The organism is Amycolatopsis anabasis (assembly GCF_009765355.1).
GTDB classification, from domain to species: domain Bacteria; phylum Actinomycetota; class Actinomycetes; order Mycobacteriales; family Pseudonocardiaceae; genus Amycolatopsis; species Amycolatopsis anabasis.
This window is the reverse complement of the sequence record NZ_VTHK01000046.1, coordinates 18,910-39,120: the sequence shown is the minus strand read 5'-3', so window position 1 is coordinate 39,120 and position 20,211 is coordinate 18,910. Positions and strand designations below refer to the sequence as shown.

The window sequence follows — 20,211 nt, the reverse complement described above, 5'->3', positions numbered from 1 at the left end:
GCGGCATGGAAATCATTCCGCTGCGCGCCGAGCTGCACCTGATCAAGCCCGCCTTCGGCCAGACCTACCTGTGGCGGGACGGATCCGAGCTCACCCTGGTGGACACCGGCATCCCCGGCTCCGGCCCGGACCTGGCCGCCGCGTTCGCCGAACTCGGCTTCCGGCGCGCCGATCTGCGCCGGATCGTGCTCACCCACTGCCACGAGGACCACGCCGGATCCGCCGCCGAGGTGCGCGGCTGGGGCGAGGTCGAGGTGCTCGCGCACCGGCTGGACGCCCCGGTGGTCCGCGGTGAACGGCCCCGCGCGGAACCGGTGCTGACCGAACCGGAACGCGCGCTCGCCGAACAGTTCGCCGGTTTCCCGAGCGTGCCACCGTGCCCGGTGGACACCGAACTCGACGACGGCGACACGATCGGGTTCGGCGGGGGAGCCCAGGTGATCGGCACGCCCGGGCACACCGACGGCAGTATCGCGATCCGGCTTCCCGCGCACGGCGTGCTGTTCACCGGCGATCTGGTGGCGAACTCCGCCGAGGGCCCGCTGCTCGGTCCGTTCAACACCGACCGGGCCCGGGCCCGCGAATCGTTCGTTCGGCTGGCCCAGGTGCCCGCCGAACTGGTCTGCTTCGGGCACGGCGACCCGCTGATCGGCGCGGAAGGCGCCGCGGCGTGGCGCGCGCTCGGGGAACGCTGCCAAGGCGGCCCGGACGCGGTTCCCGATCCGCTCGGCTAGCACCCCGGCTCGACGCCGGTCAGCTCGGCGCTGGCGGCCCACAGGCGCGCCGCGACCTCGGTGTCGGCCAGGGCGCCCCGCACGGGTTCCCGCCTGGGCGCACCCCGCAGACCGAACACCCGGGGACCCCACAGCTGCCCGCCGGTCACCGCGGGATCGAGGACCGCCCGGACCGCGGGCCACGCGGCGGATTCCTTGCCCTGGAGGAAAACCCGTGCGGGCAGGCCGCGCAGCCGGTCGCCGGTGGTGCGCACGTGCACCGGCGGGCGGGACGGGGTGAGGGAGTCGAGCGCCCCGCCGGGATGGGTCACCACGCTCAGCGTCGTGCTGCCCGCGGCCCGCAGGCGGCGGTCGAGTTCGAAGCCGAACAGCATCTGCGCCAGTTTCGACCGCGCGTAGGTGCGCTTCGGCTGGTAGTCCCGGGTGGTCTGCAGATCGTCAAGGTCCAGCCGCGCGGACTTGCCCACGAAGCTGCCGGTGGTGACGACCCTGCTCCCGGACGCGGCCGCGAGCACCGGCCCCAGCCAGTGGATCAGCGCGAAGTGCCCGAGGTGGTTGGTCCCGAACATCAGCTCGTGGCCCTCGCCGGTTTCGCGGCGCTCCGGCTGGTCGAGCAGCACTCCGGCGTTGCACACGACCGCGTCGAGACGGTCCGGCTCCAGCGCGTCCGCCGCGGCCTTGAGCGTGGAGAGATCGGCGAGATCCAGCCGGAGGTGCCGCACCCGCGCGCCGGGAACGCGCGAGCGGATCGAGGCCATCGCGCCTTCGGTCTTCGCCGGGTCCCGGCTCCCGAGAACGACGGTGGCCCCGGTCCCCGCGAGTTGCTCGGCGACGAAGTAGCCGATCCCCGCGTTTCCTCCGGTGACCAGGAAGTTCCTGCCCTCGGCACGCGGCAGCCGCCGCACATCCCACGTCATGTCCCCACCCGCTTCCTGCTCCGCCGCGTGTCGACGAACACGTTCGGAGCGAACTTGTTCGTAACGAACATGTTCGCTACGCTTGACGACATGGTATCCCACTCCGACGCACCGCGAAGCCGCCGGGAACGCCCGGCGAAACCGGCCCTGACCCGGGCGGGCATCATCGCGACCGCGGTCGAGCTCCTGCGCACCGAAGGCCTGGACCGGGTCACCATGCGCCGCCTGGCGCAGGAGCTCGACACCGGCCCGGCCTCGCTCTACGTGTACGTCCGCAACACCGCCGAACTGCACGCGGCGGTGCTCGACGCGCTGCTCGGTGTGGTCGACCTGAGTCCGGTCGAGGCCGGCGGCGACTGGCGTGATCGGCTGGTGCGGGTCCTGACCTCGTACACCGCGGTGCTGTTCGAGCATCCCGGCCTCGCCCAGTCGGCACTGCTGGCCCGCCCGTCCGGGGAGCACTACCTGAACCTGGTCGAGGCGTTGCTGTCCCTGCTGCACGAAGGAGGCGTCCCGGCCGACCGCGCGGCCTGGTCGGTCGATCTGCTGCTGCAGTTCGCCACCGCGACCGCGGCCGAGCACGCCACCGCGGACCGGGCTCCCCAGGAGGACTGGGACGCGCTCACCGCCGCGGTGCGGGGTGCTTCCGCCGAAACGCATCCGCGCATCGCCGCCCTCGGCGCCGAACTGCTCTCCGGCCCCGGCGAGGCCCGGCTGGAGTGGGGTTTCCGCGTGCTGCTCAACGGTACGGCGCACACGCCCCGGCCAGTCGCCGAAGACCACTCGTGAAAGGGGAACCCGCAATGTCCGAACACCAGCCGATCGCCGTGATCGGCGCCGGGCTCGGCGGTTTGACGCTGGCCCGCGTGCTGCACCGCAACGGGATCGAGGCGGCCGTCTACGACCTCGACGCCGCACCGACCGCCCGCGGCCAGGGCGGCATGCTGGACATCCACGAGGACTCCGGCCAGGTCGCGCTCCGGGCCGCCGGACTCCACGACGAGTTTCTCGGGATCATCCATCCCGGGGGCCAGGCCATGCGCATCCTCGGCAAGGACGCGGAAGTCCGGCTGGCGGACTCCGACGACGGCGGCGACCGGCCGGAGGTGAACCGGAGCGACCTGCGCGACCTCCTGCGCACCGCGCTGCCCGGCGACACGATCCGGTGGGGCGCCAAGGTCACCGCCGCCCGCCCGCTCGGCGACGGCCGCCACGAGGTCGCCCTCGCCGACGGCGGCACGTTCACCACCGACCTGCTGATCGGCGCCGACGGGGCCTGGTCGAAGGTGCGGCCGCTGGTCTCGAACGCCACCCCCGCGTACTCCGGCCTGTCCTTCGCCGAAGCGCACCTGCTCGACGCCGACACCCGCCATCCGGACAGCGCCGCCCTGGTCGGCTCCGGCATGATGTTCGCGCTCGGCGAGGAGAAGGGCTTCCTCGCCCACCGCGACGGCAGCGCGCTGCACGTCTACATCGCGCTGAAGGCCCCCGCGGACTGGGCCACCTCCGGCGCCCCGGCGGCGAAATCGAGCCTGCTGGCGCACTTCACCGGCTGGAGCGGGCGGCTGCGGGCACTCATCGCCGACAGCGACGGCCCGCTCGTCCCGCGCCCGATCCACGCCCTGCCGATCGGCCACCGCTGGGCCCGCACCCCCGGCGTGACCCTGCTCGGCGACGCCGCCCACCTGATGTCCCCGTTCGCGGGGGAGGGTGCCAACCTCGCCATGCTCGACGGCGCCGAACTCGCCACCGCGATCGCGGCGCATCCCGGCGATCCCGAAAAAGCACTGGCGTCCTACGAGGAAACGCTCTTCCCCCGCAGCGAGGCCGCCGCGGCCGAGTCCGCGGCCAACCTCGACCTGTGCTTCCGCCCGGACGCACCGCGGGGACTGGTCGAGCAGATGGCCGGTTACCGCGGCCAGATCGGCTGACGCCCGCAGTCGCGGGCCGTCAGCCGATCGCCTTGTTTCCTCGCTTGCCTGAGCATGTGCCGATAAGTAGCATGCCACTACTCACGACTGGCATCCAACTCTGCTTCGGTGGGTTGCCAAGGTCCTTTTTGTCACCGTCGACAGGAGGTCAAGATGGCGCGTGCAGGCGAGAAGTCCCCGGACGATTCACCCCGGGCCGCCACCATGCGGAAGGTGACCCGCAGGGTCGTCCCGGTGCTGATGCTCGGCTACATCGTGAGCTACATCGACCGGATCAACATCAGCTTCGCGAAGTTCGGGCTGGAGCAGAGCTTCGGCATGACCGCCGCGCAGTACGGGTTCGCGGCGGGGATCTTCTTCGTCGGGTACGTGCTCGCCGAGGTCCCCAGCAACATGATCATGGTGAAGGTCGGGGCCCGGATCTGGCTCAGCCGGATCATGGTGACCTGGGGGATCATCGCCGCCGCGATGGCCTTCGTGCCCAACGTGGAAATGGTCTACGTGCTGCGATTCGTACTCGGGGTCGCGGAGGCCGGGTTCTTCCCGGGCATCCTGCTCTACCTCACGCGCTGGTTCCCGAACGCCGAACGCACCAAGGTGATCGCGACCGTCATGGTGGCCATCCCGCTCGCCGGGGTCATCGGCAGCCCGTTCAACGGCTGGATCCTGTCGGCCTTCCACGACTTCCTCGGCCTCGACGGCTGGCGCTGGGTGTTCCTGATCGGCGGGCTTCCCGCGGTGCTGCTGGGCATCGTGTTCTTCCTGACCGTCACCGAGCGCCCGGCCGACGCCCGCTGGCTCACCGCCGGGCAGCGGGACTGGCTGGTGTCGACCCTCGCCGCCGAGGAGAGTGAACGCACGACCACCGCCCCGCCGAGTCACCGCGCGGTGTTCCGCAACAAGAAGGTCATCGCGCTCACCGCGGTGTACTTCCTGCTGCAATGCGGCGCGTATCCGCTGACCTACTGGATGCCCTCGGTGATCAAGGACGTCGGCCGGACGCTGACCAGCGTCCAGGTGGGCTGGCTGTCCGCGGTGCCCTTCCTGCTCGCCGCGATCTGCATGTACCTCTCCGGTCGCCTGGTGCGGGACGAGCGTTCGTCGAAGCCGGTCATGATCGCGCTCGGCATCTCGGTGGTCACCTTCATCGTGACCGCGGTCAGCCTGGGCACCCCGGCGCTGGCGTTCTGCGCCATCACGATCGCGACCATGGCCGCGCAGACGGCCAAACCGCTGTTCTGGTCGCTGCCCACGGCCTTCCTGGCGGGCGCGGGCGCCGCGAGCGGCATCGCGCTGATCAACTCGCTGGGCAACGCCGCCGGGTTCGTCAGCCCCTTCGCGGTGGGCTGGATCCAGGACGCCACCGGCGGGAACGCCGGGCTTTCGATGACCGTGATGATCCTCGCCAACGTCCTGGCGATGGTGGTGATCGCCGCGCTCTGGCGGTCCGCCCGGCGGGCGCCGGGAAAGGCGGCGAACCTTCCGGTCCCGGACGTGTCCGGCCCGTCGCCGAGCAGGTAGCGGCTATGCTGTGAGGCCCGGCCCACGGCCGAGCGGGCCGGGCCGCGTACCTGCTTGCTCGGCCGTGGGCCGGGGAGTCACTTGACCTCAGATGCGCTAGCCGAGAGCAAGTCCGAGCAGATCGCCGCGGACATTCGCGACGCGATCCGGGACGGTCAGCTCCAACGCGGGGTGCTCTACTCGTCGCGGGAACTGGGGGAGCGGTTCGGGGCGTCCCGGACCCCGGTGCGCGAGGCCTTGCTCAAGCTGGCGGACCTGGGCCTGGTCAAGATCGAACGCAACCGCGGCGCCCGGGTGCTCGGCCCGGACGGGCGCGGCATCGTCGAGCTGTGCAGCCTGCGCGTGCTGCTCGAGCCGCCCGCGTGCCGGAGCGCCGCCGCGGTCATGACCAGCCGCGACGACGAGGCGCTCGCCGCCGAGTTCCAGATCATGGAGGACCGCGCGGACGGCGGACCCGAATACTTCGCCGCCGACGAGCGCCTGCACGATCTGATCCTGCGCGCGAGCGGAAACCTGCGGCTCGCGAAGTTCGTCGCCGAACTGCGGCAGACGCTGACCCTCGACGGGCGGCACAGCGTGCCGCGGTACCAGCCGGTGGAAACCGCGCTGAAGGACCACTGGGCGATCATCGAAGCCCTGCGGAAACGGGACGGAGTCGCGGCCGAACGGGCCATGCGCAAGCACATCGTGCGGTCCGGGGACCTGCTCGTGGCGCATTCCAGCGAGGACAACCGGGGCCTGGTCGCGGAGTGGCGGCGCTGGGTCGAGGTCACGGTGCCCGAGGGCGACCAGATCACCTTCTGACCGACACCTGTGCGGAGAACGGAATTCGACCTAGCTCACATACTCTAGTTGCATGCTACTCGATCTGAGTAGTACGTTACCGGTGTTCGAGCGCCTGCGGGCGGAGCGTTTGGGAGAAAGGACTTCCGTTGAGTTCACCGTCCTATTCGGCGTCGGTCGCCCGAGGTGTCTGGGCGTCCGGCGCGGATCTCGTCGGCTACATCCCGTCCGTCAGCGTCGCCCCGGTCATCGCCGAACTGGTCGCGTCCGACGGTGGCGAGGACGGCGTGTCCGCCCGCGTGTTCCCGCTGTCCCGCGAGGAAGAGGCGATGGGCGTGCTCGGCGCGCTCCCGCTCGCCGGCAAGTTCGGCGCGATCGTCATGCAGGACAACGGTTTCGGCAACGCCCTCACCGCGCTGACCACGTTCAACCTCGCCTACCACCTGCCCCTGCTCGTGGTGGCGAACACGCGGGGCGGGCTCGGCGAGTACAACTCGATGATCCACACGCTGTGCCAGCACGTGCCCGAACTGCTGGACCGGCTCGGGGTGCGGGTGTTCGAACTCGACCGGCGCAGCGACCCCGAAGACTGGGCGGCGGTCGTCACCGAGGCGGGGGCGCACGCCCGCATGACCTTCCGCCCGGTGGTCGTGCTCGCGCATTTCTGGGCTACCGACGGAAAGGCGGCGTGACAAGTGAAACGCATCGAGGCACTGGAGATCCTCGCCGCCGGGACCGAGGCTTACCCGGTCGTGGTGACGTGCGCGGCGTCCAGCCGGGAACTCGCCGCCGTCGCCGATCGCCCCAACCACCTGTACCTGCTGGATTCGATGGGGCTCGCCGGTTCGGTGGCCACCGGAATCGCGCTCGCCCTGGCCGATGCGCCGGTCGAACGGGTGGTCACCATCGAAGGCGACGGTTCACTGCTGATGAACCCGAACGTCCTGCCCACCGGCGGCTACCTCCGGCCGGAGAAACTCCTGGTCGTCCTGCTCGACAACGGCGTGTACGGCGCCACGGCGAACCTGCCGACCCACGCCGGGCGCGTCGACCTCGGCGATCTCGCCGCCGCGTCGGGCTGGCGCGTCGCCCGCGCCGAGGACGCCGACACCCTGCGCGCCGAGTTCGCCAAGGCGCTCGCGCTCCACGGGCCGGTGTTCCTGCACGTCCGGATCGAGGCCGGAAACGCGACCGGGGTGCCGAAACTGCTGGAGGATCCGGTGATCCTCGGGCGCCGCTTCCAGGACTGGCTGGCCGCGCGAACCGGGGGCGGCCGGTGAACGCGATCGTCACGATCAACCCGGCCACCGGCGCGGAACTCGCCGAGCACCCGGTCACCAGCGAGCCGGAACTGTCCACTGTGCTCGATCGCGCGATCGGCCGGGTCGGCGCCGGTGACCGCGCGGCCTGGCTGCGCGCGCTGGCCGCGCGGCTGCGCGCCGGTGCGCCCGAGTTCGCGTTGCTGATCACCACCGAAATGGGCAAACCGCTCGACCAGGCCCGCGCCGAACTCGAGAAATGCGCCAAGGCCTGCGAGTACTACGCCGACCGGTGCGCCGAGCTGACCGCGCCGCAGCCGGTCGACGTCGCACCGGACACCGGATTCGTCCGCGCCCTGCCACTCGGCGTGGTGCTCGCGATCATGCCGTGGAACTACCCGTTCTGGCAGGTGTTCCGCTCGATGATCCCGGCCCTCGCGGTCGGGAACAGCGTCGTGCTCAAACACGCGGACAACGTCACCGGCAGCGCCCGGACGGTCCAGGCGCTGTTCGACGAGGTGTGCGAACCGGGCGTGCTGACCGCCGTGATCCTGCCGCCGGAGCGGATCGGGCCGCTCATCGACGATCCGCGGATCGCGGCCGTGGCGTTCACCGGAAGCAACCGGGTCGGCGCGATCGTCGGCGCGCGGGCGGGTGCGGCGGTCAAGAAGACCGTGCTCGAGCTCGGCGGCTCCGATCCGTTCATCGTGCTCGCCGACGCGGACGTCGAGGCCGCGGCCCGCGCCGCGATCCGGTCCCGGTTCCTCAACGTCGGCCAGAGCTGCATCGCCGCGAAACGGCTCATCGTGGACGGTTCGGTGCGGGACGAGTTCGTCGACGCCGCGGTGGCCGAACTCGGCAAGCTCGTGGTCGGCGATCCGGCCGCGCCCGGCACCGACCTCGGCCCGATGGCCCGGATCGATCTGCGCGACGAACTGCGCCGCCGGCTCGACGACACCCTCGCCGCCGGGGCGCGGCTGCTGGCCGGTGGCGATCCGGACGACCGGCCCGGGGCCTGGTTCACCCCGACCCTGGTCGAAGTCCCCGACCCGGACAATCCCGCCTGCACCGAGGAGACCTTCGGGCCGCTCGGCGCGGTGCTCGAGGCGGACGGCGAGGACATGGCGATCGCACTGGCCAACGCCTCCAAGTACGGCCTGAGCTGTTCGATCTGGACCCGCGACGAGGACCGGGCCCGGGCACTGGCCACCCGGATCGCGGCCGGTTCGGTCTTCGTCAACCGGATCTCCGAATCCGATCCCCGCCTCCCCGTCGGCGGCGTCAAGGCGAGCGGCCACGGCCGGGAGCTCGGCGTCCACGGCGCACTCGAGTTCGCCAACATCCAGGCCGTCCGACTGTCCACAAAGGAGCAAGCATGACCATCGAGCACATCCGGGCCCGCGCGCTGGCGATCCCGGTGGACAAGCCCACCCGCATGTCCAATCGCGACCTGAACAACCGGCACTACGTGCTCGTCGAGGTCACCGACGACACCGGGCGGACCGGCACCGGCTACACCTACGCCGGAACCGCCGGGGGTTTCCTGACCAAAACGGCCGTCGACGATCTGCTCGCGCCGGTGTACCTGGGCGCGGACGCCGACGACATCCTCGGGTTGTGGGGCCGCGCCTACCAGGAGACGCTGCTCGCCGGGCGGCGCGGCGCGGTGATCCGGGCGCTGTCGGCGCTCGACATAGCGCTCTGGGACCTGAAAGCCAAACGCGCCGGGCAACCGCTCGCGCGGCTGCTCGGCGGATCGACCGCGCCGCAACCCGCCTACGCCTCCGGCGGCTACTACCGGCCCGACGAGGGGGAGTGGACCGAAGCCATCGGCCGGGAGATCGCGTTCAACACCGCGCAGGGCTTCACCGACCACAAGATCAAGGTCGGCGGGTTGCCCGTGGCCGAGGACGCGCGGCGGGTCGCGGCCGCGGTCGAGGCGATCGGCGGGTCCGGACGGCTCGCGCTGGACGCCAACAACGCCTACCGGTCGGTGCGCGAAGCGCAGGTCGCGATCGAGGCGTTCGAACGGGCCGCGGGGGACATCCCGTTGTGGTGGTTCGAGGAACCGCTCTCGCCCGAGGCGATCGCCGGGCACGCCGAACTCGCGAGCCGGATCCGCACCCCGGTCGCGACCGGGGAGATCCACCAGACGCGCTGGGAGTTCCGCGGCCTGATCGAGGCGCGGGCCGCCGCGATCCTGCAGACCGACGCCGGGGTCGTCGGCGGGGTCACCGAATGGCTGCGCGTCGCCCACACCGCGGACAGCTTCGGCCTGCAGATGGCCCCGCACTGGCACCACAACCTGCACGTCCACCTGACCGCGGCGGTGGCGAACCCGCTGGTGGTGGAGTATTTCGCGCTGGAGAAGGGGATCTACAACTTCGAACTCCTGCTCGAACCGGACACTCGGCTGGCGTACCGCGACAACCAGGTGTTCGTGCCCGACCGGCCCGGACTGGGGATCGAATTCGACGAGGACGTGGTCGCGAAGTTCGAAATCGGCTCCTGAACTCCTCAGGCTCCCGCGCCCTCCGACGCGGCCCAGCCCCGCCAGGCGGTGACCTCGGTCCGCACCACCGCGCCCCGCGGCGGGTGCTCGCGGTATTGCGGATACTTCGCCCGCAGTGCCGCGATCGAGGTCGCCCGGTCTTCGGTGAGGATCCTGGCGACGCCGTCGGCGCGGACCCACCACAGCCGCGACCAGTCCTCGTCGTAGGCGTCGGCCAGGAACCCCACCGCCGGATTGGCTTCGATGTTCCGCAACCGCCGCAGATTCGTGCTGCTCTTGGGTTTGTGGTCGACGGCGAAGACGATCACGTCCCGCTCCGGCACCGCGAACGTGACCGGCACCAGATGCGGCACCCCGTGTTCGTCCGCTGTGGCCAATCGCGCGACCCGGGCCGCGGCGAACCACTCCCGGGCGATCTCCTCCGCCAACCGCATGCCGCTACGGTAGTTCAGTCCGCGCGGGACGCGAGCACGTCGGCGTGGCACTGCTGGGGAGCGCACCAGCAGCCCAGGGCGCGGCCGCGCAGTTCACCCCCGCGCAGCCGCCGCAGCAGTTCGGGCTGCTCGTCCAGCCACTCCTCGTAGTGCCGGACCGAGGCCGCCCGGTCGGTCTTGGCCTCCTTGACGAACGGGCTGGCGAAGTCCGATTCCGGCCACGAATGCCGGGTCCCGCCGTGGCCGACGTAGGTCAGCAGCCCCTCGGCGTGCAGCCACGGCACGAGATGGCGGTGCGGACCGTTCTTCCGGACGTTCACCACGGTGGCGTGCCCGGCGAGAACCCGCTCCGCCCGGTTCCGCTCGTCCTCGGTCCAGCCGGTGGCCTCCTCCGGCAAACTCCTGCTGGTCATATTCGTCAACGATACTGAATGCGGACCGTTGACGAATTGGCAACGGCGCATCCGTTGCGGTGATTCGGCCGCGTCGCACGACCGGTGCGCTGACCTGGGGTTCTAGGTTGGCGGTATGAGCCGCAAACCGCTTCACCCGTTCGCGTCGCAGGTGCGCGAGTTGGGCAACGAGTTGAGGCAGATCCGGGAACGGTCGGGCCTGACGTTACGCGAACTCGCGCGGATCTTGCACGTCGACAAGAGCAAGGTGTCGCGCTGGGAGAACGGCGAGCGCGCGATGTCCGAACTGGAGGTCGCGATGTACCTGGGAGCATGCCGCGCGACAGAGGATGAGCGCAACCGGCTGCTTCGGCAGGTGCGAAGCCTTGACGACGGCGCCTGGGTTCGGCCGAACGGTGCCGAGATACCGAATGAACTGCAGTCACTGATGTTCCACGAATGCACCGCGGCGGCTATCACTAGCTATGAGCCTATGGTCATTCCGGGGCTCCTTCAGACCGAGGAATACACGCGCGCACTCTTCCGCTGGGCTGGCACGATGACCGACGACGAAATCGAAGTTCGGGTCCGAGTGCGCCTCGCCAGGCAGAGGCTTCTGAACCAACATTCACCACCGCAGTGCACTTTCTTCATCCACGAACATGCCTTCCGGGCGATGGTAGGTTCGGCGCGCATCATGCACGAGCAGTTGATGTACCTGGTGCTGATGGGTGCTCAGCCGCACTGCACCATCCGGGTAGTCCCACATTCAGCCGGACCATGTGGTGCTTTCGGCGGCGCGTTCAGACTGATGCGCTACGCCGAGCATCGGAGTGTCGTATATGCCGAGAACCACATGCTCGGTGTCTTCATCGAGGACAGTCCGAATGTTGCTTCCTATGAAAGGATTGAAGACAGGCTCGGTGAAATCGGAGTAGTTGGGAGACAATCCCGAGAGTGGGTTGCCAAATTGGCAACGGCGTACAGCCGAGCGGAGGGCGGAGCGAGATGAGCGATCTGGTCTGGCTGAAGAGCAGCTACAGCGGGGTCGAGAACAGTAGCTGCGTCGAGGTCGCCGTCGCTGACCAGGCCGTTGCCGTGCGGGACTCCAAGAATCCGGCCGCGGGATACTTCGAGGTCAGTCGTTCGGCGTGGCGGGCGTTCCTGGTCAGGACAGCGCGGGTTCGGTGAGGATCAGGGTTCCGGCGTCGGCGTCCAGTTCGGCGGGGACGCCGAGCGGGATGGTGGGGGAGCGGGGCACGTGCCCGAACCCGAGTTCCCACGCGATCGGCACGCCGAGGGGCGCCAGGCGGTCCACCATGAGGGCGCGGACCTTGGCGGGGTCGCCGCATTCCGCCCAGGATCCGAGCGCGATCCCGGTGACCCGGTCGAACCAGCCGGTGCGCAGCAACTGGGTCAGCATCCGGTCCAGCCGGTAGACGTCCTCGGTGACGTCTTCGAGCACGGCGATGGCGTCGGCCTCGGGAGCCCGGTGTTCCGGGGCGCCGATCCCGGCCGCGAGCAGGCTCAGGTTGCCACCGACGAGGACTCCCCGCGCGGCGCCCGGAACGAGCGCGGTCGCCCCCGGCCGGTGCAGGGCCAGTGATCGCTCCGGTTCGAACAGCACGCACCGCAACCGTTCCACCGCCTCGGCGTCGAAATGCGCGGTCGCGGGCATCGGCGAGAACAGCGTGGCCAGTCCCAAGTGGACGGACACCGCCTGGTGCAGGGCGGTGATGTCGCTGGACCCGGCGAGCAGTTTAGGCCCGGCGGCGCGCAGCGCGGGCCAGTCGACCAGATCGAGCATCCGCTGCGCGCCGTACCCGCCGCGGGCGGCGAAGACCGCGGCCACCTCGGGATCGCTCCAGGCGGCCTGGAACTCGGCGGCGCGGTCGGCGTCGCTCGCCGCGAGGTAACCCAGCGACGGGTGTCGACTTCGGACACAGGCGCCCAGCCGGACCCGCAGTCCCCAGGACTCCAGGATCGGGACCGCGGCCTCCAGCAGGCGCTCGGGCACCGGACCCGCGGGCGCGACCAGGGCGACCAGATCGCCGGGGGCCAGTCTGCGTGCCCTCATTTCCTCAGCTCGAGCTGGGCGATCCCGGGGGTCTCGAAGCCGAACACCTGGCCGTAGAAGGAAAGTTCGGCCTCCAGCGCGGTGATCATGGTCTCCGCCTTGCGGAAGCCGTGCTGCTCTCCCTCGAAGGTCAGGTACGCGTGCGGGATCTCCTTTCCGTGCAACGAGGCCACGAACCGGTCGGCCTGCTCCGGCGGGCAGATCTCGTCCTCCAGCCCCTGCAGGAACAGCACCGGCCCGGCCAGCGCCGAGGCGTGGTGGATCGGCGACCGGTCGAAATAGCGGGACGCGGTTTCCGGCAGCGGTCCGATCAGCGAGTCCAGGTACCGGGATTCGAAGTCGTGGGTTTCCCCGCCGTCACCGGTCCATCCGGACAGATCGAGGATCGGGTACTTCACCGTCGCCGCGCGGAAGGTCCGCTGGGTGGTGATGGACGCGGCCGAGGTGTACCCGCCCGCGCTCCCACCGCGCACGGCCAGCCGGTCCGGATCCGCGGTGCCCTCGGCCACCAGCGCCCGGGCCACCGCGACGCAGTCCGCCACGTCGACGACCCCCCACTGCTCGCGCAGCCGCTCCCGGTACCGGCGGCCGTACCCGGTCGAACCGCCGTAGTTCACCGCCACCACGCCGATGCCCCGGCTGGTGAAGAACGCGAAGTCCAGATCGGCCACCGGGTAGTTCCGCCCGGTCGGGCCGCCGTGCACGTGCACCAGGTACGGCGGCAGTTCGCCCTCGGGGGCGGTGTATTCCGGGTTCGCCGGCGGGTAGACGTAGGCGTGGATCGGCTCGCCCGCGGCGCTGGTGAACACCCGCTCCTCGGGAATCGACAGGTACTCCGCGGGCGGCGCCTCGCCGACGTGCGGGTTCACCTCGGACACCGTGCCCGCCTTGAGATCGACGTGCACCACGGCGCCCTCCTGCCGCGGCCCGGCCGCGACCCCGACCACCCCGCCGCCGAACGCGGCCAAGGTCGCCGACCACGCCGACAGGTGCTCGGTCGCGGGCACCGGGGTCACCGACCGGGTCTCCTCGTCCAGCACGGCCAGCCGCCCCGAACTCAGCACCGCGTGGCGGCCCTCGCCGAGCGGGAGGAACCACTGCGAGCCGACCTTCCACAGCGCCCCGCCGAGTTCCTCGGTCACCGGCGCCAGGTTGACCGCCTGGCCGTCCAGGGTGATCCGGTGCAGGTTCCACCAGCCCTCCGGATCGAGCAGTGCCAGCAGCGTGCCGGGGCTGTCCCATTCCACCTGGCAGACCGACACGCCCGGCCCGCCCGCCAGCACCCGGTGCGGGCCGAAGACACCGTCGGCGGCCACCTCGGCGACGCATAATTCCGTTTCGTCCCAGGGCATCGACGGATGGTCCCAGCCCAGCCACGCGGCGTGGCGGCCGTCGGGGGACAGCTGCGGCCCGGTCAGGAAGTGGTGGCTCGCGGACAGCACCCGCGGCCCGCTGCCGTCCAGCGGCAGCGCGACGAGATCCCGCCGCACGTCCGCCCGGCGGGCGCCGGTGCTCTGTTCCCGGACCGCCCACACCTCGCCGTCCGGACCGGGATGCAGGTCGCCGTAACGCACGGCCTGCGGCGAACCGGGCACCGGTGCGATCGGCGTCACGTCGCCGGTGTCGCGGTCCCGGACGTAGACCCGCTGGTCGTCCCAGTGGGTGAAAACGATCTTGCGGCCGAGCACGGTCCACGGCCGGCCGCCGTACTCGTGCAGGCGGTTGCGCGCGTTCCAAGGTGCGGGGAGCAACTCCTCCACCGCGCCCGAGGCGCCCGCCCGGACCAGCGCCAACCGGCCGCCTTCGGCCGGCCGAGCCTCCGCCCACCACACCTCGCCGTCCACCACGTCGAGCCATTGCGCGTCCCCGCCCGCGGCGGCGACATCGGCGGCTGTGATCGGCGATCCCCAGGTTCCATATGGCGCGATTCTCTGCACCAGCACACCCTAGGTGAACCGAAGCCGGGGCGGCAGATGCCGATCATGCATGCGTACCTTAGGGTCGAGGGTGCCATGGCTCGCGTAATTCACGTCTTCCGCCAACCCGACCGGTTCGTTGCCGGGACCGTCGGGGAACCCGGCGACCGCACCTTCTACCTCCAGGCCTCCGAGGACGTCCGCACGATCAGCGTGACGATCGAGAAACAGCAGGTCGCGGTGCTCGCTGAGCGCCTCGAGTCGCTGCTCGCCGAGGTCGCCAGCAGATTCGGCGCGGAAGTGCCGGAACAAGTCCCCGAGGAGTTGCTGGACGTAGACCCGCTGGACGTGCCGGTCGAGGAGGAGTTCCGGGTCGGCACCATGGGCCTCGGCTGGGACGCCGAGAGCAGCGCGGTGGTGATCGAGCTGCTCGCCATCACCGAGGGCGAGGTCGACGAGACCGTCGTGCTCGACGACACCGAGGAGGGGCCGGACGCGGTCCGGGTGTTCCTCAGCCCCGCCGCCGCCCGCGCGTTCGCCGAGCGCGCGGACCGGGTGGTCAACGCCGGCCGCAAACCGTGCCCGCTGTGCGGGGAACCGCTCGACCCGGCCGGCCACATCTGCCCGCGGCAGAACGGCTACCGGCGCGACACCGAAGTCGCCGAGGATTGAGCCGCAGGTGGCGCAGCCTTCCATCGACGCGACCGGCCCAGAGGCGAAGGAACTGGTCGGTCACGGCCGCATCGAGGTCGAAGGCCGGCTGGTCGACGCGTCCAACGTGACCCTGTTCTGCACGATCGAACTCGACGGCGTGCAGGGCAACGCGGTGTACAAGCCGGTCGCCGGGGAACGGCCGCTGTGGGACTTCCCGGACGGCACGCTCGCCGGTCGCGAAGTGGCCACCTACCTGATCGCCGAGGCGGCCGGGCTGGGGCACGTCCCGCCGACCGTGCTGCGGGACGGCCCGTTCGGCGTCGGCATGGTGCAGCTGTGGGTCGAGACGAACGACGACGACCTGGTCGACGTGCGCGCGCCGGACGAGGTGCCCGAGGACTGGCGGGTCGTGCTGCACGCGCACGACCGGCTCGGCGAACCCGCGGTCCTCGCGCACGCCGACCATCCCGGCGTCCGCGACCTGGCCGTGCTGGACGTCGTGGTGAACAACACCGACCGCAAGGGCGGGCATGTGCTGGCCGGGTCGGACGGCCGGATCTACGGGGTCGACCACGGGATCTGCCTGCACACCGAGCCGAAGCTGCGCACCGTGCTGTGGGGCTGGGTGGGCGATCCGCTGCCGGAAGAGTCCACCGGCAAACTGCGCGCGCTGCCCGGACTGCTCGACGGTCCGCTCGGCGAGCAGCTCGCGGTCCACCTGACCGGCGCGGAGATCCGGGCCGTGCGCGCCCGGGCCGAACGGCTGGCCGGGGAGGGCGTCTTCCCGGAACCGGGCGACGACTGGCGCGCGATCCCCTGGCCGCTGTTCTAGAGCTGAGGGGTCGTGAGTGGCGCGGGCGGTTCTAACCGGCCGACCTCCAGCTTTCCTTGAGCGACCCCAGGATTTCCCGGGCGTGCGTCCACACGATCGCGCCGCCCGCGTCCGGCAGCACGGTCCGGCGTGCGGACGGGATGCGCCGCGCCAGGAACGCGCCGCGGTCGGGGGAGTGCACCGGGGAGGTGTCCCGCTCGCCGTACCAGAGGTCGACCGGGACCGTGATCTTCGCGGGATCGAACGGCCAGCGGCTCATGGTGAGCACGAGATCGCGGACGTAGCCGCCCGGCCCCTGGGCGAAGCCTTCTTCCAGCGCCCGCCGGTAATGCGGCGCGAACGCCGGATCGGTGTAGACGCGCCGGTCGGTCTCCGAGCTCATGGTGACCGTCAGCTCCGCGAGCGTGCGCGCGTCGGCCCGTTCGGCGAAGGAAGCCGCGAACCCGTCCGGATCGGCGGCGACCGCGTCCACCATGGCCCGTACGTCCGGTTCGAGCAGTCCGATGACCGCCGGATGGGCGAGTTCGTCTCCGATCGCGGCGGCGGCCACGGCCGTGCCGATCCCGGCCGCCGCGCAGGCCAGCGCGAACGGCGTGCCCTGCGAGTTCGCCACGATCCCGAATTCGCCGAGCTGTTCGCGTTCGGCGAACGCATCGACATCGGCCGCCCACGAGAGCAGTGTGCGTCCCGGATCGGGATCGGACGCGCCCAGGCCCGGGCGGTCCAGGGAGATCAACCGGATCGCCAGCTCGTCGAGCACGTCCGCGCCGAAACCCAGGTGACGACTCGTCCCCGCGCCGGGGCAGAACAGCACCGGGGTCCCGTGCTCGGGTCCCCACTCCGCCCACCCCAGCATCCGCTCGCCGGGCAGTTCGGTCCGTCCCCGCCGCATTGGCGCCACCACCCCGAAATTCACCCGATGATCTTATTGCGCCGCGGCTCGCAGCGTCTCGGCAATTACGTCCACATCGGCCTCGGTGGTCCGCCAGTTGCTGAACGCCGCGCGGATCGCGGGAATGCCGTCGTACACGGTCGGCGTCACGAACGCGGCGCCGGATTCGGCGACCTTCCGCACAACCTCGGCGACGCGGTCCTCGGCCGGATCGCCCTCGACCGTGAAGCACACGACGTTCAGGCGCACCGGGGCCAGCAGCCGCAGCCCGGGCAACCGGTCGACGACGGCGCCGAGCTTGCGCGCGCAGGCGATGGTGCGTTCGACGATGTCCCGGTGGCCGGACCGCCCGTAGGCGGCCAGGGTGAACCAGGTCGCCAGCGCGCGCAGGCGGCGCGAGTTCTCCGGCACCAGGTGGAGGAAATCCGGATCGTCCCCGGGCCGGCCCAGATAGGCGGCCGCGTTCTGGAACACCCGCACCTGCAGATCCCGGCGCCGGGTGAACACGACCGCGGCGTCATAGGGAACGTTGAGCCATTTGTGCAGATCGACGCAGATCGAATCGGCCTCGGCCAGGCCGCGGACGCGGTCGGCGTGCTCGGCGGACAGCCCGGCGAACGCCCCGAACGCGCCGTCCACGTGCAGCCAGAACGGGTAGCGCCGCCGGAGTTCGGCGATCGCGGCGAGGTCGTCGAAGTCGACGGTGTTCACCGTGCCCGCGTTGGCCACCACGATCGCAGGCCGCCCGGCCAGCGCGTCCAGCCGTTCGGCCAGCGCCGCGAGATCGACGGACTCCCGGCCTGGTGGTGTGGGCACCGGGTGCAGGCTGTCCCGGCCGAGCCCGAGCATGCTCAACGCCTTGTGAACGCTGGAATGCGGCGTGCCGGAAAGCACCTCGACGTGCCCCAGCGCCCCGGCTCCGGCCTGCGCGACCGAGACTCCCCGGCGTTCGCCCAGCCATTCCCGGCCGATCGCGAGCCCGGCGAAGTTGGCGGTCGTCGCGCCGGTGACGAACGCCCCGCTGTGCGCGTCGCCCAGCTCGAGGAGTTCGGCGAGCCAGCCGAGTGTCTCGTGTTCCAGCTCCGCCGCCGAGGACCCGCCCGGCGACGCGGCGTTCTGGTCGAACACCGAGGTCAGCCAGTCACCGGCGATCGAGGCCGGGGTCGCCCCGCCGGTCACGAAACCGAGGTAGCGGGGGCCCGCGCTGGCCGAGAACCCCGGTTGCCAGCGCTGCGCGAACCACGCGAGCGCCCCCTCGGCGCCGGACCCGTCGACCGGCAACGGCACGCGGGCCGGTGCGTCGGACCGGGTGGCGACCGGACGGGACTCGACCCCGGCGAGGGCTGCCGCGGCGAGGTCGCGGGTGGCGTCCAGGAGCTGGGGCAGGCGGCCGAGGTCCGCGGCGAGTTTCGGGTGCACGGTTCGAACCTAGGATCGCGGGTGGTCCGCGGTCGCGGGCCAATACCCGGAAACTGGCCTGCTCTTCCCGGAAACCGATGGCAGGCTGGACCCATGAACCGCCGGGTGTCCTATCGCGACAGACTGACCGCCCCGCTCCCGCAGCCCCGGGACCTGCTGCGGATCCTGCGCGAGGGCGGGTTCCGCGGATCGGCGGCGAACGCCGACCGGATCCCGGTGCTGCGCACGGGCCTGCCCGAACTGCTCCCCGGCGCCGCGAGCTGGACCTGGGTCGGCCATTCCACCTACCTGGTCCGGATCGGCGGCGCGACCGTGCTCACCGATCCGGTGTGGTCGGCCAGGATCACCGGGGTGCCGCCCCGGCTGACCCCGCCCGGTCTGGCCTGGGCGGAACTCCCGAAGATCGACGCCGTGGTGATCAGCCACGACCACTACGACCACCTCGACGCGCCGACGATCCGCCGGTTGCCGAAGGACACCCCGATCCTGGCCGGGCTGGGGCTGGGCCGGTGGTTCCGCCGCCGGGGCTTCGCGGCCGTGACCGAACTGGACTGGTGGGAGAGTGCCGAGGTCGCCGGGCTGCGCTTCGACTTCGTCCCGGCGCACCACTGGAGCCGCCGCGGCGTGCGGGACACCTGCGCGTCGCTCTGGGGTGGCTGGGTGATCACCGCGCCGGACGGTATGCGCACCTACCACGCGGGCGATTCCGGTTATGGCCACCGGTTCGCCGAGATCGGCGAGCGCTACCCGGGGATCGAGGTCGCGATGCTGCCGATCGGCGCCTACGAACCCCCGCTGGTTCATGCGCCCGGTGCACATGGACCCGGACGAGGCGGTCCGCGCCCTGGAGGACGTGGGCGCCCGGCGGCTCGCGTCGATGCACTGGGGCACGTTCGTGCTGACCCGCGAACCGGTCGACGAGCCGCTGGCCCGGATCCGCAAGGCCTGGGCCGCCGCGGGCCGCGAACCGGACGACCTGTGGGTGCTCGCCGTGGGGCAGAGCAGAACCCTGCCGGGCACATGACCGGCGTGGTGCTCGACGAGGACGCCCGGACCCGCCTGTTCGATCGGTTCGGCCCGTCCGTCACGTCCTGGTGCGACGAACTCCCGGCCCTTGTGGACCGGCTCACCGGGCGCTGGGGCATCCGGGTCGTCGGTGCGATGCCCGGCAACACCGGACGCACCTTGCTGTGCCGGGACGCCGCCGGACGGTCGGTCGTGCTCAAACTGACCCCCGAACGGGACATCGCGGCCACCGAAGCCGCCGCGTTGCGCGCGTGGGCGGGTTGCTCCCGCGTGGTCGATCTGATCGACACCGACCTGGACGCCGGAGCACTGCTGCTGCGCGGAATCGTGCCCGGCACACCGCTCGACACGATCGACGGCCCGCTGCCGCTCGCCGCGGTCGGCGCGATGCTGGGCGAGCTGGCCTCGGTCACCCCGCCGCCGGACACGTTTCCGAGCCTCGCACGCCGGGTCGAGTTCATGTTCGCGCTGGCCGAGCGGCGCCGGCGCGGATCCCCGGGGGAATCGCGGCTGCCCCTGCCGATGCTGCGCCGCTCCCGGGCCGCCGCGCTGGAACTCGCCCACGGCGGCCCGGTGGCGTTGCTGCACGGCGATCTGCACCCCGGCAACGTGCTCGACGGCGGCCCCGGGAATCCCGCGGTGCTCATCGACCCGCGGCCGTGCGTGGGCGATCCGGCGTTCGACGCGGTCGACTGGGCCGTGCTCCCGCTCGCGGAAGGCGAGGAGCTGACCGACGGGATCGACGCCCTGCGCGAACACCTGCCGACGCTCGACGCGGACCGGGTGCGCCGGTGGTGCGCATGCCTCGCGGTGCTCGTGGCGATGGGGAAACTCCGCCGGACCGGGCCGGACGCCCACACCGACGCCCTGCTGCGGTTGGCCCCGTAGCCCGGATTCGCTTCGGCGCCAACC

Annotated in this window: 21 protein-coding genes; 14 read left to right on the top strand and 7 right to left on the bottom strand. The window is 71.4% G+C overall.

From position 1 onward, the window contains the following. Nucleotides 1-5 precede the first annotated feature (5 nt). Nucleotides 6-734: an MBL fold metallo-hydrolase gene (locus FXO23_RS38745; protein WP_158891751.1), complete on the top strand. Its 729-nt coding sequence runs from the start codon at nucleotides 6-8 to the stop codon at nucleotides 732-734. Here the strand turns inward: FXO23_RS38745 and FXO23_RS38740 are convergent. After that, the gene (locus FXO23_RS38740) at nucleotides 731-1,651 is read right to left on the bottom strand and encodes an SDR family NAD(P)-dependent oxidoreductase (RefSeq protein WP_158891749.1); all 921 of its coding nucleotides are present in this window, start codon (nucleotides 1,649-1,651) and stop codon (nucleotides 731-733) included. The genes FXO23_RS38745 and FXO23_RS38740 overlap by 4 nt on opposite strands. A gap of 90 nt (nucleotides 1,652-1,741) precedes the next feature. On the opposite strand from FXO23_RS38740, the gene FXO23_RS38735 reads away from it, so the two are divergent. The 8 genes from FXO23_RS38735 to FXO23_RS38700 all read left to right on the top strand — a co-directional run bounded on the left by FXO23_RS38735 (nucleotide 1,742) and on the right by FXO23_RS38700 (nucleotide 9,657). Next, nucleotides 1,742-2,440 carry a TetR/AcrR family transcriptional regulator gene (locus tag FXO23_RS38735; protein WP_158891747.1) on the top strand — a complete coding sequence of 233 codons (699 nt, stop codon included), beginning with the start codon at nucleotides 1,742-1,744 and terminating at the stop codon, nucleotides 2,438-2,440. A gap of 14 nt (nucleotides 2,441-2,454) precedes the next feature. Next, nucleotides 2,455-3,582 carry an FAD-dependent oxidoreductase gene (locus FXO23_RS38730; protein ID WP_158891745.1) on the top strand — a complete coding sequence of 376 codons (1,128 nt, stop codon included), beginning with the start codon at nucleotides 2,455-2,457 and terminating at the stop codon, nucleotides 3,580-3,582. Between the two features lie 153 nt (nucleotides 3,583-3,735). After that, entirely contained in the window at nucleotides 3,736-5,103 is a 1,368-nt protein-coding gene (locus FXO23_RS38725) for an MFS transporter (protein WP_158891743.1), read from the top strand. Nucleotides 5,104-5,184: 81 nt separating this feature from the next. Beyond that, entirely contained in the window at nucleotides 5,185-5,907 is a 723-nt protein-coding gene (locus tag FXO23_RS38720) for a GntR family transcriptional regulator (RefSeq protein ID WP_158891741.1), read from the top strand. Nucleotides 5,908-6,035: 128 nt separating this feature from the next. Next, nucleotides 6,036-6,578, top strand: a complete 543-nt coding sequence (locus FXO23_RS38715; RefSeq protein WP_158891739.1) for a thiamine pyrophosphate-binding protein — start codon at nucleotides 6,036-6,038, stop codon at nucleotides 6,576-6,578. Between the two features lie 3 nt (nucleotides 6,579-6,581). Continuing rightward, nucleotides 6,582-7,166, top strand: a complete 585-nt coding sequence (locus FXO23_RS38710; RefSeq protein WP_158891737.1) for a thiamine pyrophosphate-dependent enzyme — start codon at nucleotides 6,582-6,584, stop codon at nucleotides 7,164-7,166. Then, the gene (locus FXO23_RS38705; protein WP_158891735.1) at nucleotides 7,163-8,524 is read left to right on the top strand and encodes an aldehyde dehydrogenase family protein; all 1,362 of its coding nucleotides are present in this window, start codon (nucleotides 7,163-7,165) and stop codon (nucleotides 8,522-8,524) included. The genes FXO23_RS38710 and FXO23_RS38705 overlap by 4 nt, the downstream gene beginning before the upstream one ends. After that, nucleotides 8,521-9,657, top strand: coding sequence for a mandelate racemase/muconate lactonizing enzyme family protein (locus FXO23_RS38700; RefSeq protein ID WP_158891733.1), 1,137 nt, complete (start codon nucleotides 8,521-8,523; stop codon nucleotides 9,655-9,657). Before FXO23_RS38705 ends, FXO23_RS38700 begins: the two co-directional genes overlap by 4 nt. Before the next feature lie 5 nt (nucleotides 9,658-9,662). Here the strand turns inward: FXO23_RS38700 and FXO23_RS38695 are convergent, their stop codons facing one another. Further along, nucleotides 9,663-10,091: a TIGR03668 family PPOX class F420-dependent oxidoreductase gene (locus tag FXO23_RS38695; protein WP_158891731.1), complete on the bottom strand. Its 429-nt coding sequence runs from the start codon at nucleotides 10,089-10,091 to the stop codon at nucleotides 9,663-9,665. A 14-nt stretch (nucleotides 10,092-10,105) separates the two neighbouring features. Continuing rightward, nucleotides 10,106-10,504: a DUF4326 domain-containing protein gene (locus tag FXO23_RS38690; RefSeq protein WP_158891729.1), complete on the bottom strand. Its 399-nt coding sequence runs from the start codon at nucleotides 10,502-10,504 to the stop codon at nucleotides 10,106-10,108. A gap of 115 nt (nucleotides 10,505-10,619) precedes the next feature. Between FXO23_RS38690 and FXO23_RS38685 the strand changes: the two genes are divergently transcribed. Together FXO23_RS38685 and FXO23_RS38680 are read left to right on the top strand one after the other, a co-directional pair. After that, nucleotides 10,620-11,495, top strand: coding sequence for a helix-turn-helix domain-containing protein (locus FXO23_RS38685; RefSeq protein ID WP_158891727.1), 876 nt, complete (start codon nucleotides 10,620-10,622; stop codon nucleotides 11,493-11,495). Further along, nucleotides 11,492-11,674 (top strand): DUF397 domain-containing protein, encoded by a 183-nt coding sequence (locus tag FXO23_RS38680; RefSeq protein ID WP_158891725.1) that lies wholly within the window; start codon nucleotides 11,492-11,494, stop codon nucleotides 11,672-11,674. Before FXO23_RS38685 ends, FXO23_RS38680 begins: the two co-directional genes overlap by 4 nt. Here FXO23_RS38680 and FXO23_RS38675 read toward each other — a convergent pair. Beyond that, complete coding sequence (locus tag FXO23_RS38675) at nucleotides 11,652-12,560, bottom strand: S66 peptidase family protein (protein WP_158891723.1); 909 nt, start codon at nucleotides 12,558-12,560, stop codon at nucleotides 11,652-11,654. The two genes, FXO23_RS38680 and FXO23_RS38675, sit on opposite strands and share 23 nt — an antisense overlap. Continuing rightward, nucleotides 12,557-14,497, bottom strand: coding sequence for a prolyl oligopeptidase family serine peptidase (locus FXO23_RS38670; RefSeq protein ID WP_158891721.1), 1,941 nt, complete (start codon nucleotides 14,495-14,497; stop codon nucleotides 12,557-12,559). Before FXO23_RS38670 ends, FXO23_RS38675 begins: the two co-directional genes overlap by 4 nt. 75 nt (nucleotides 14,498-14,572) lie before the next feature. Between FXO23_RS38670 and FXO23_RS38665 the strand changes: the two genes are divergently transcribed. Beyond that, nucleotides 14,573-15,148, top strand: coding sequence for a DUF3090 domain-containing protein (locus tag FXO23_RS38665; protein ID WP_158891719.1), 576 nt, complete (start codon nucleotides 14,573-14,575; stop codon nucleotides 15,146-15,148). 7 nt (nucleotides 15,149-15,155) lie between these two features. Then, nucleotides 15,156-15,962, top strand: coding sequence for an SCO1664 family protein (locus tag FXO23_RS38660; protein WP_246258277.1), 807 nt, complete (start codon nucleotides 15,156-15,158; stop codon nucleotides 15,960-15,962). Between the two features lie 31 nt (nucleotides 15,963-15,993). Here the strand turns inward: FXO23_RS38660 and FXO23_RS38655 are convergent, their stop codons facing one another. Together FXO23_RS38655 and FXO23_RS38650 are read right to left on the bottom strand one after the other, a co-directional pair. Then, the gene (locus FXO23_RS38655; protein WP_179956991.1) at nucleotides 15,994-16,854 is read right to left on the bottom strand and encodes an alpha/beta fold hydrolase; all 861 of its coding nucleotides are present in this window, start codon (nucleotides 16,852-16,854) and stop codon (nucleotides 15,994-15,996) included. A 33-nt stretch (nucleotides 16,855-16,887) separates the two neighbouring features. Continuing rightward, nucleotides 16,888-18,273 carry a pyridoxal phosphate-dependent decarboxylase family protein gene (locus tag FXO23_RS38650; RefSeq protein ID WP_158891715.1) on the bottom strand — a complete coding sequence of 462 codons (1,386 nt, stop codon included), beginning with the start codon at nucleotides 18,271-18,273 and terminating at the stop codon, nucleotides 16,888-16,890. 93 nt (nucleotides 18,274-18,366) lie between these two features. Between FXO23_RS38650 and FXO23_RS52765 the strand changes: the two genes are divergently transcribed. Next, nucleotides 18,367-20,187, top strand: a complete 1,821-nt coding sequence (locus tag FXO23_RS52765) for an MBL fold metallo-hydrolase (RefSeq protein ID WP_425484948.1) — start codon at nucleotides 18,367-18,369, stop codon at nucleotides 20,185-20,187. Nucleotides 20,188-20,211 lie beyond the last annotated feature (24 nt).

Excerpts from the sequence above, each read along its gene's own strand:
- FXO23_RS38745 (WP_158891751.1), top strand. The coding sequence starts at position 6 with ATGGAAATCATTCCGCTGCGCGCCGAGCTGCACCTGATCAAGCCCGCC.
- FXO23_RS38740 (WP_158891749.1), bottom strand. The coding sequence starts at position 1,651 with ATGACGTGGGATGTGCGGCGGCTGCCGCGTGCCGAGGGCAGGAACTTC.
- FXO23_RS38735 (WP_158891747.1), top strand. The coding sequence starts at position 1,742 with ATGGTATCCCACTCCGACGCACCGCGAAGCCGCCGGGAACGCCCGGCG.
- FXO23_RS38730 (WP_158891745.1), top strand. The coding sequence starts at position 2,455 with ATGTCCGAACACCAGCCGATCGCCGTGATCGGCGCCGGGCTCGGCGGT.
- FXO23_RS38725 (WP_158891743.1), top strand. The coding sequence starts at position 3,736 with ATGGCGCGTGCAGGCGAGAAGTCCCCGGACGATTCACCCCGGGCCGCC.
- FXO23_RS38700 (WP_158891733.1), top strand. The coding sequence starts at position 8,521 with ATGACCATCGAGCACATCCGGGCCCGCGCGCTGGCGATCCCGGTGGAC.
- FXO23_RS38695 (WP_158891731.1), bottom strand. The coding sequence starts at position 10,091 with ATGCGGTTGGCGGAGGAGATCGCCCGGGAGTGGTTCGCCGCGGCCCGG.
- FXO23_RS38690 (WP_158891729.1), bottom strand. The coding sequence starts at position 10,504 with ATGACCAGCAGGAGTTTGCCGGAGGAGGCCACCGGCTGGACCGAGGAC.
- FXO23_RS38685 (WP_158891727.1), top strand. The coding sequence starts at position 10,620 with ATGAGCCGCAAACCGCTTCACCCGTTCGCGTCGCAGGTGCGCGAGTTG.
- FXO23_RS38680 (WP_158891725.1), top strand. The coding sequence starts at position 11,492 with ATGAGCGATCTGGTCTGGCTGAAGAGCAGCTACAGCGGGGTCGAGAAC.
- FXO23_RS38675 (WP_158891723.1), bottom strand. The coding sequence starts at position 12,560 with ATGAGGGCACGCAGACTGGCCCCCGGCGATCTGGTCGCCCTGGTCGCG.
- FXO23_RS38665 (WP_158891719.1), top strand. The coding sequence starts at position 14,573 with ATGGCTCGCGTAATTCACGTCTTCCGCCAACCCGACCGGTTCGTTGCC.
- FXO23_RS38655 (WP_179956991.1), bottom strand. The coding sequence starts at position 16,854 with ATGCGGCGGGGACGGACCGAACTGCCCGGCGAGCGGATGCTGGGGTGG.
- FXO23_RS52765 (WP_425484948.1), top strand. The coding sequence starts at position 18,367 with ATGAACCGCCGGGTGTCCTATCGCGACAGACTGACCGCCCCGCTCCCG.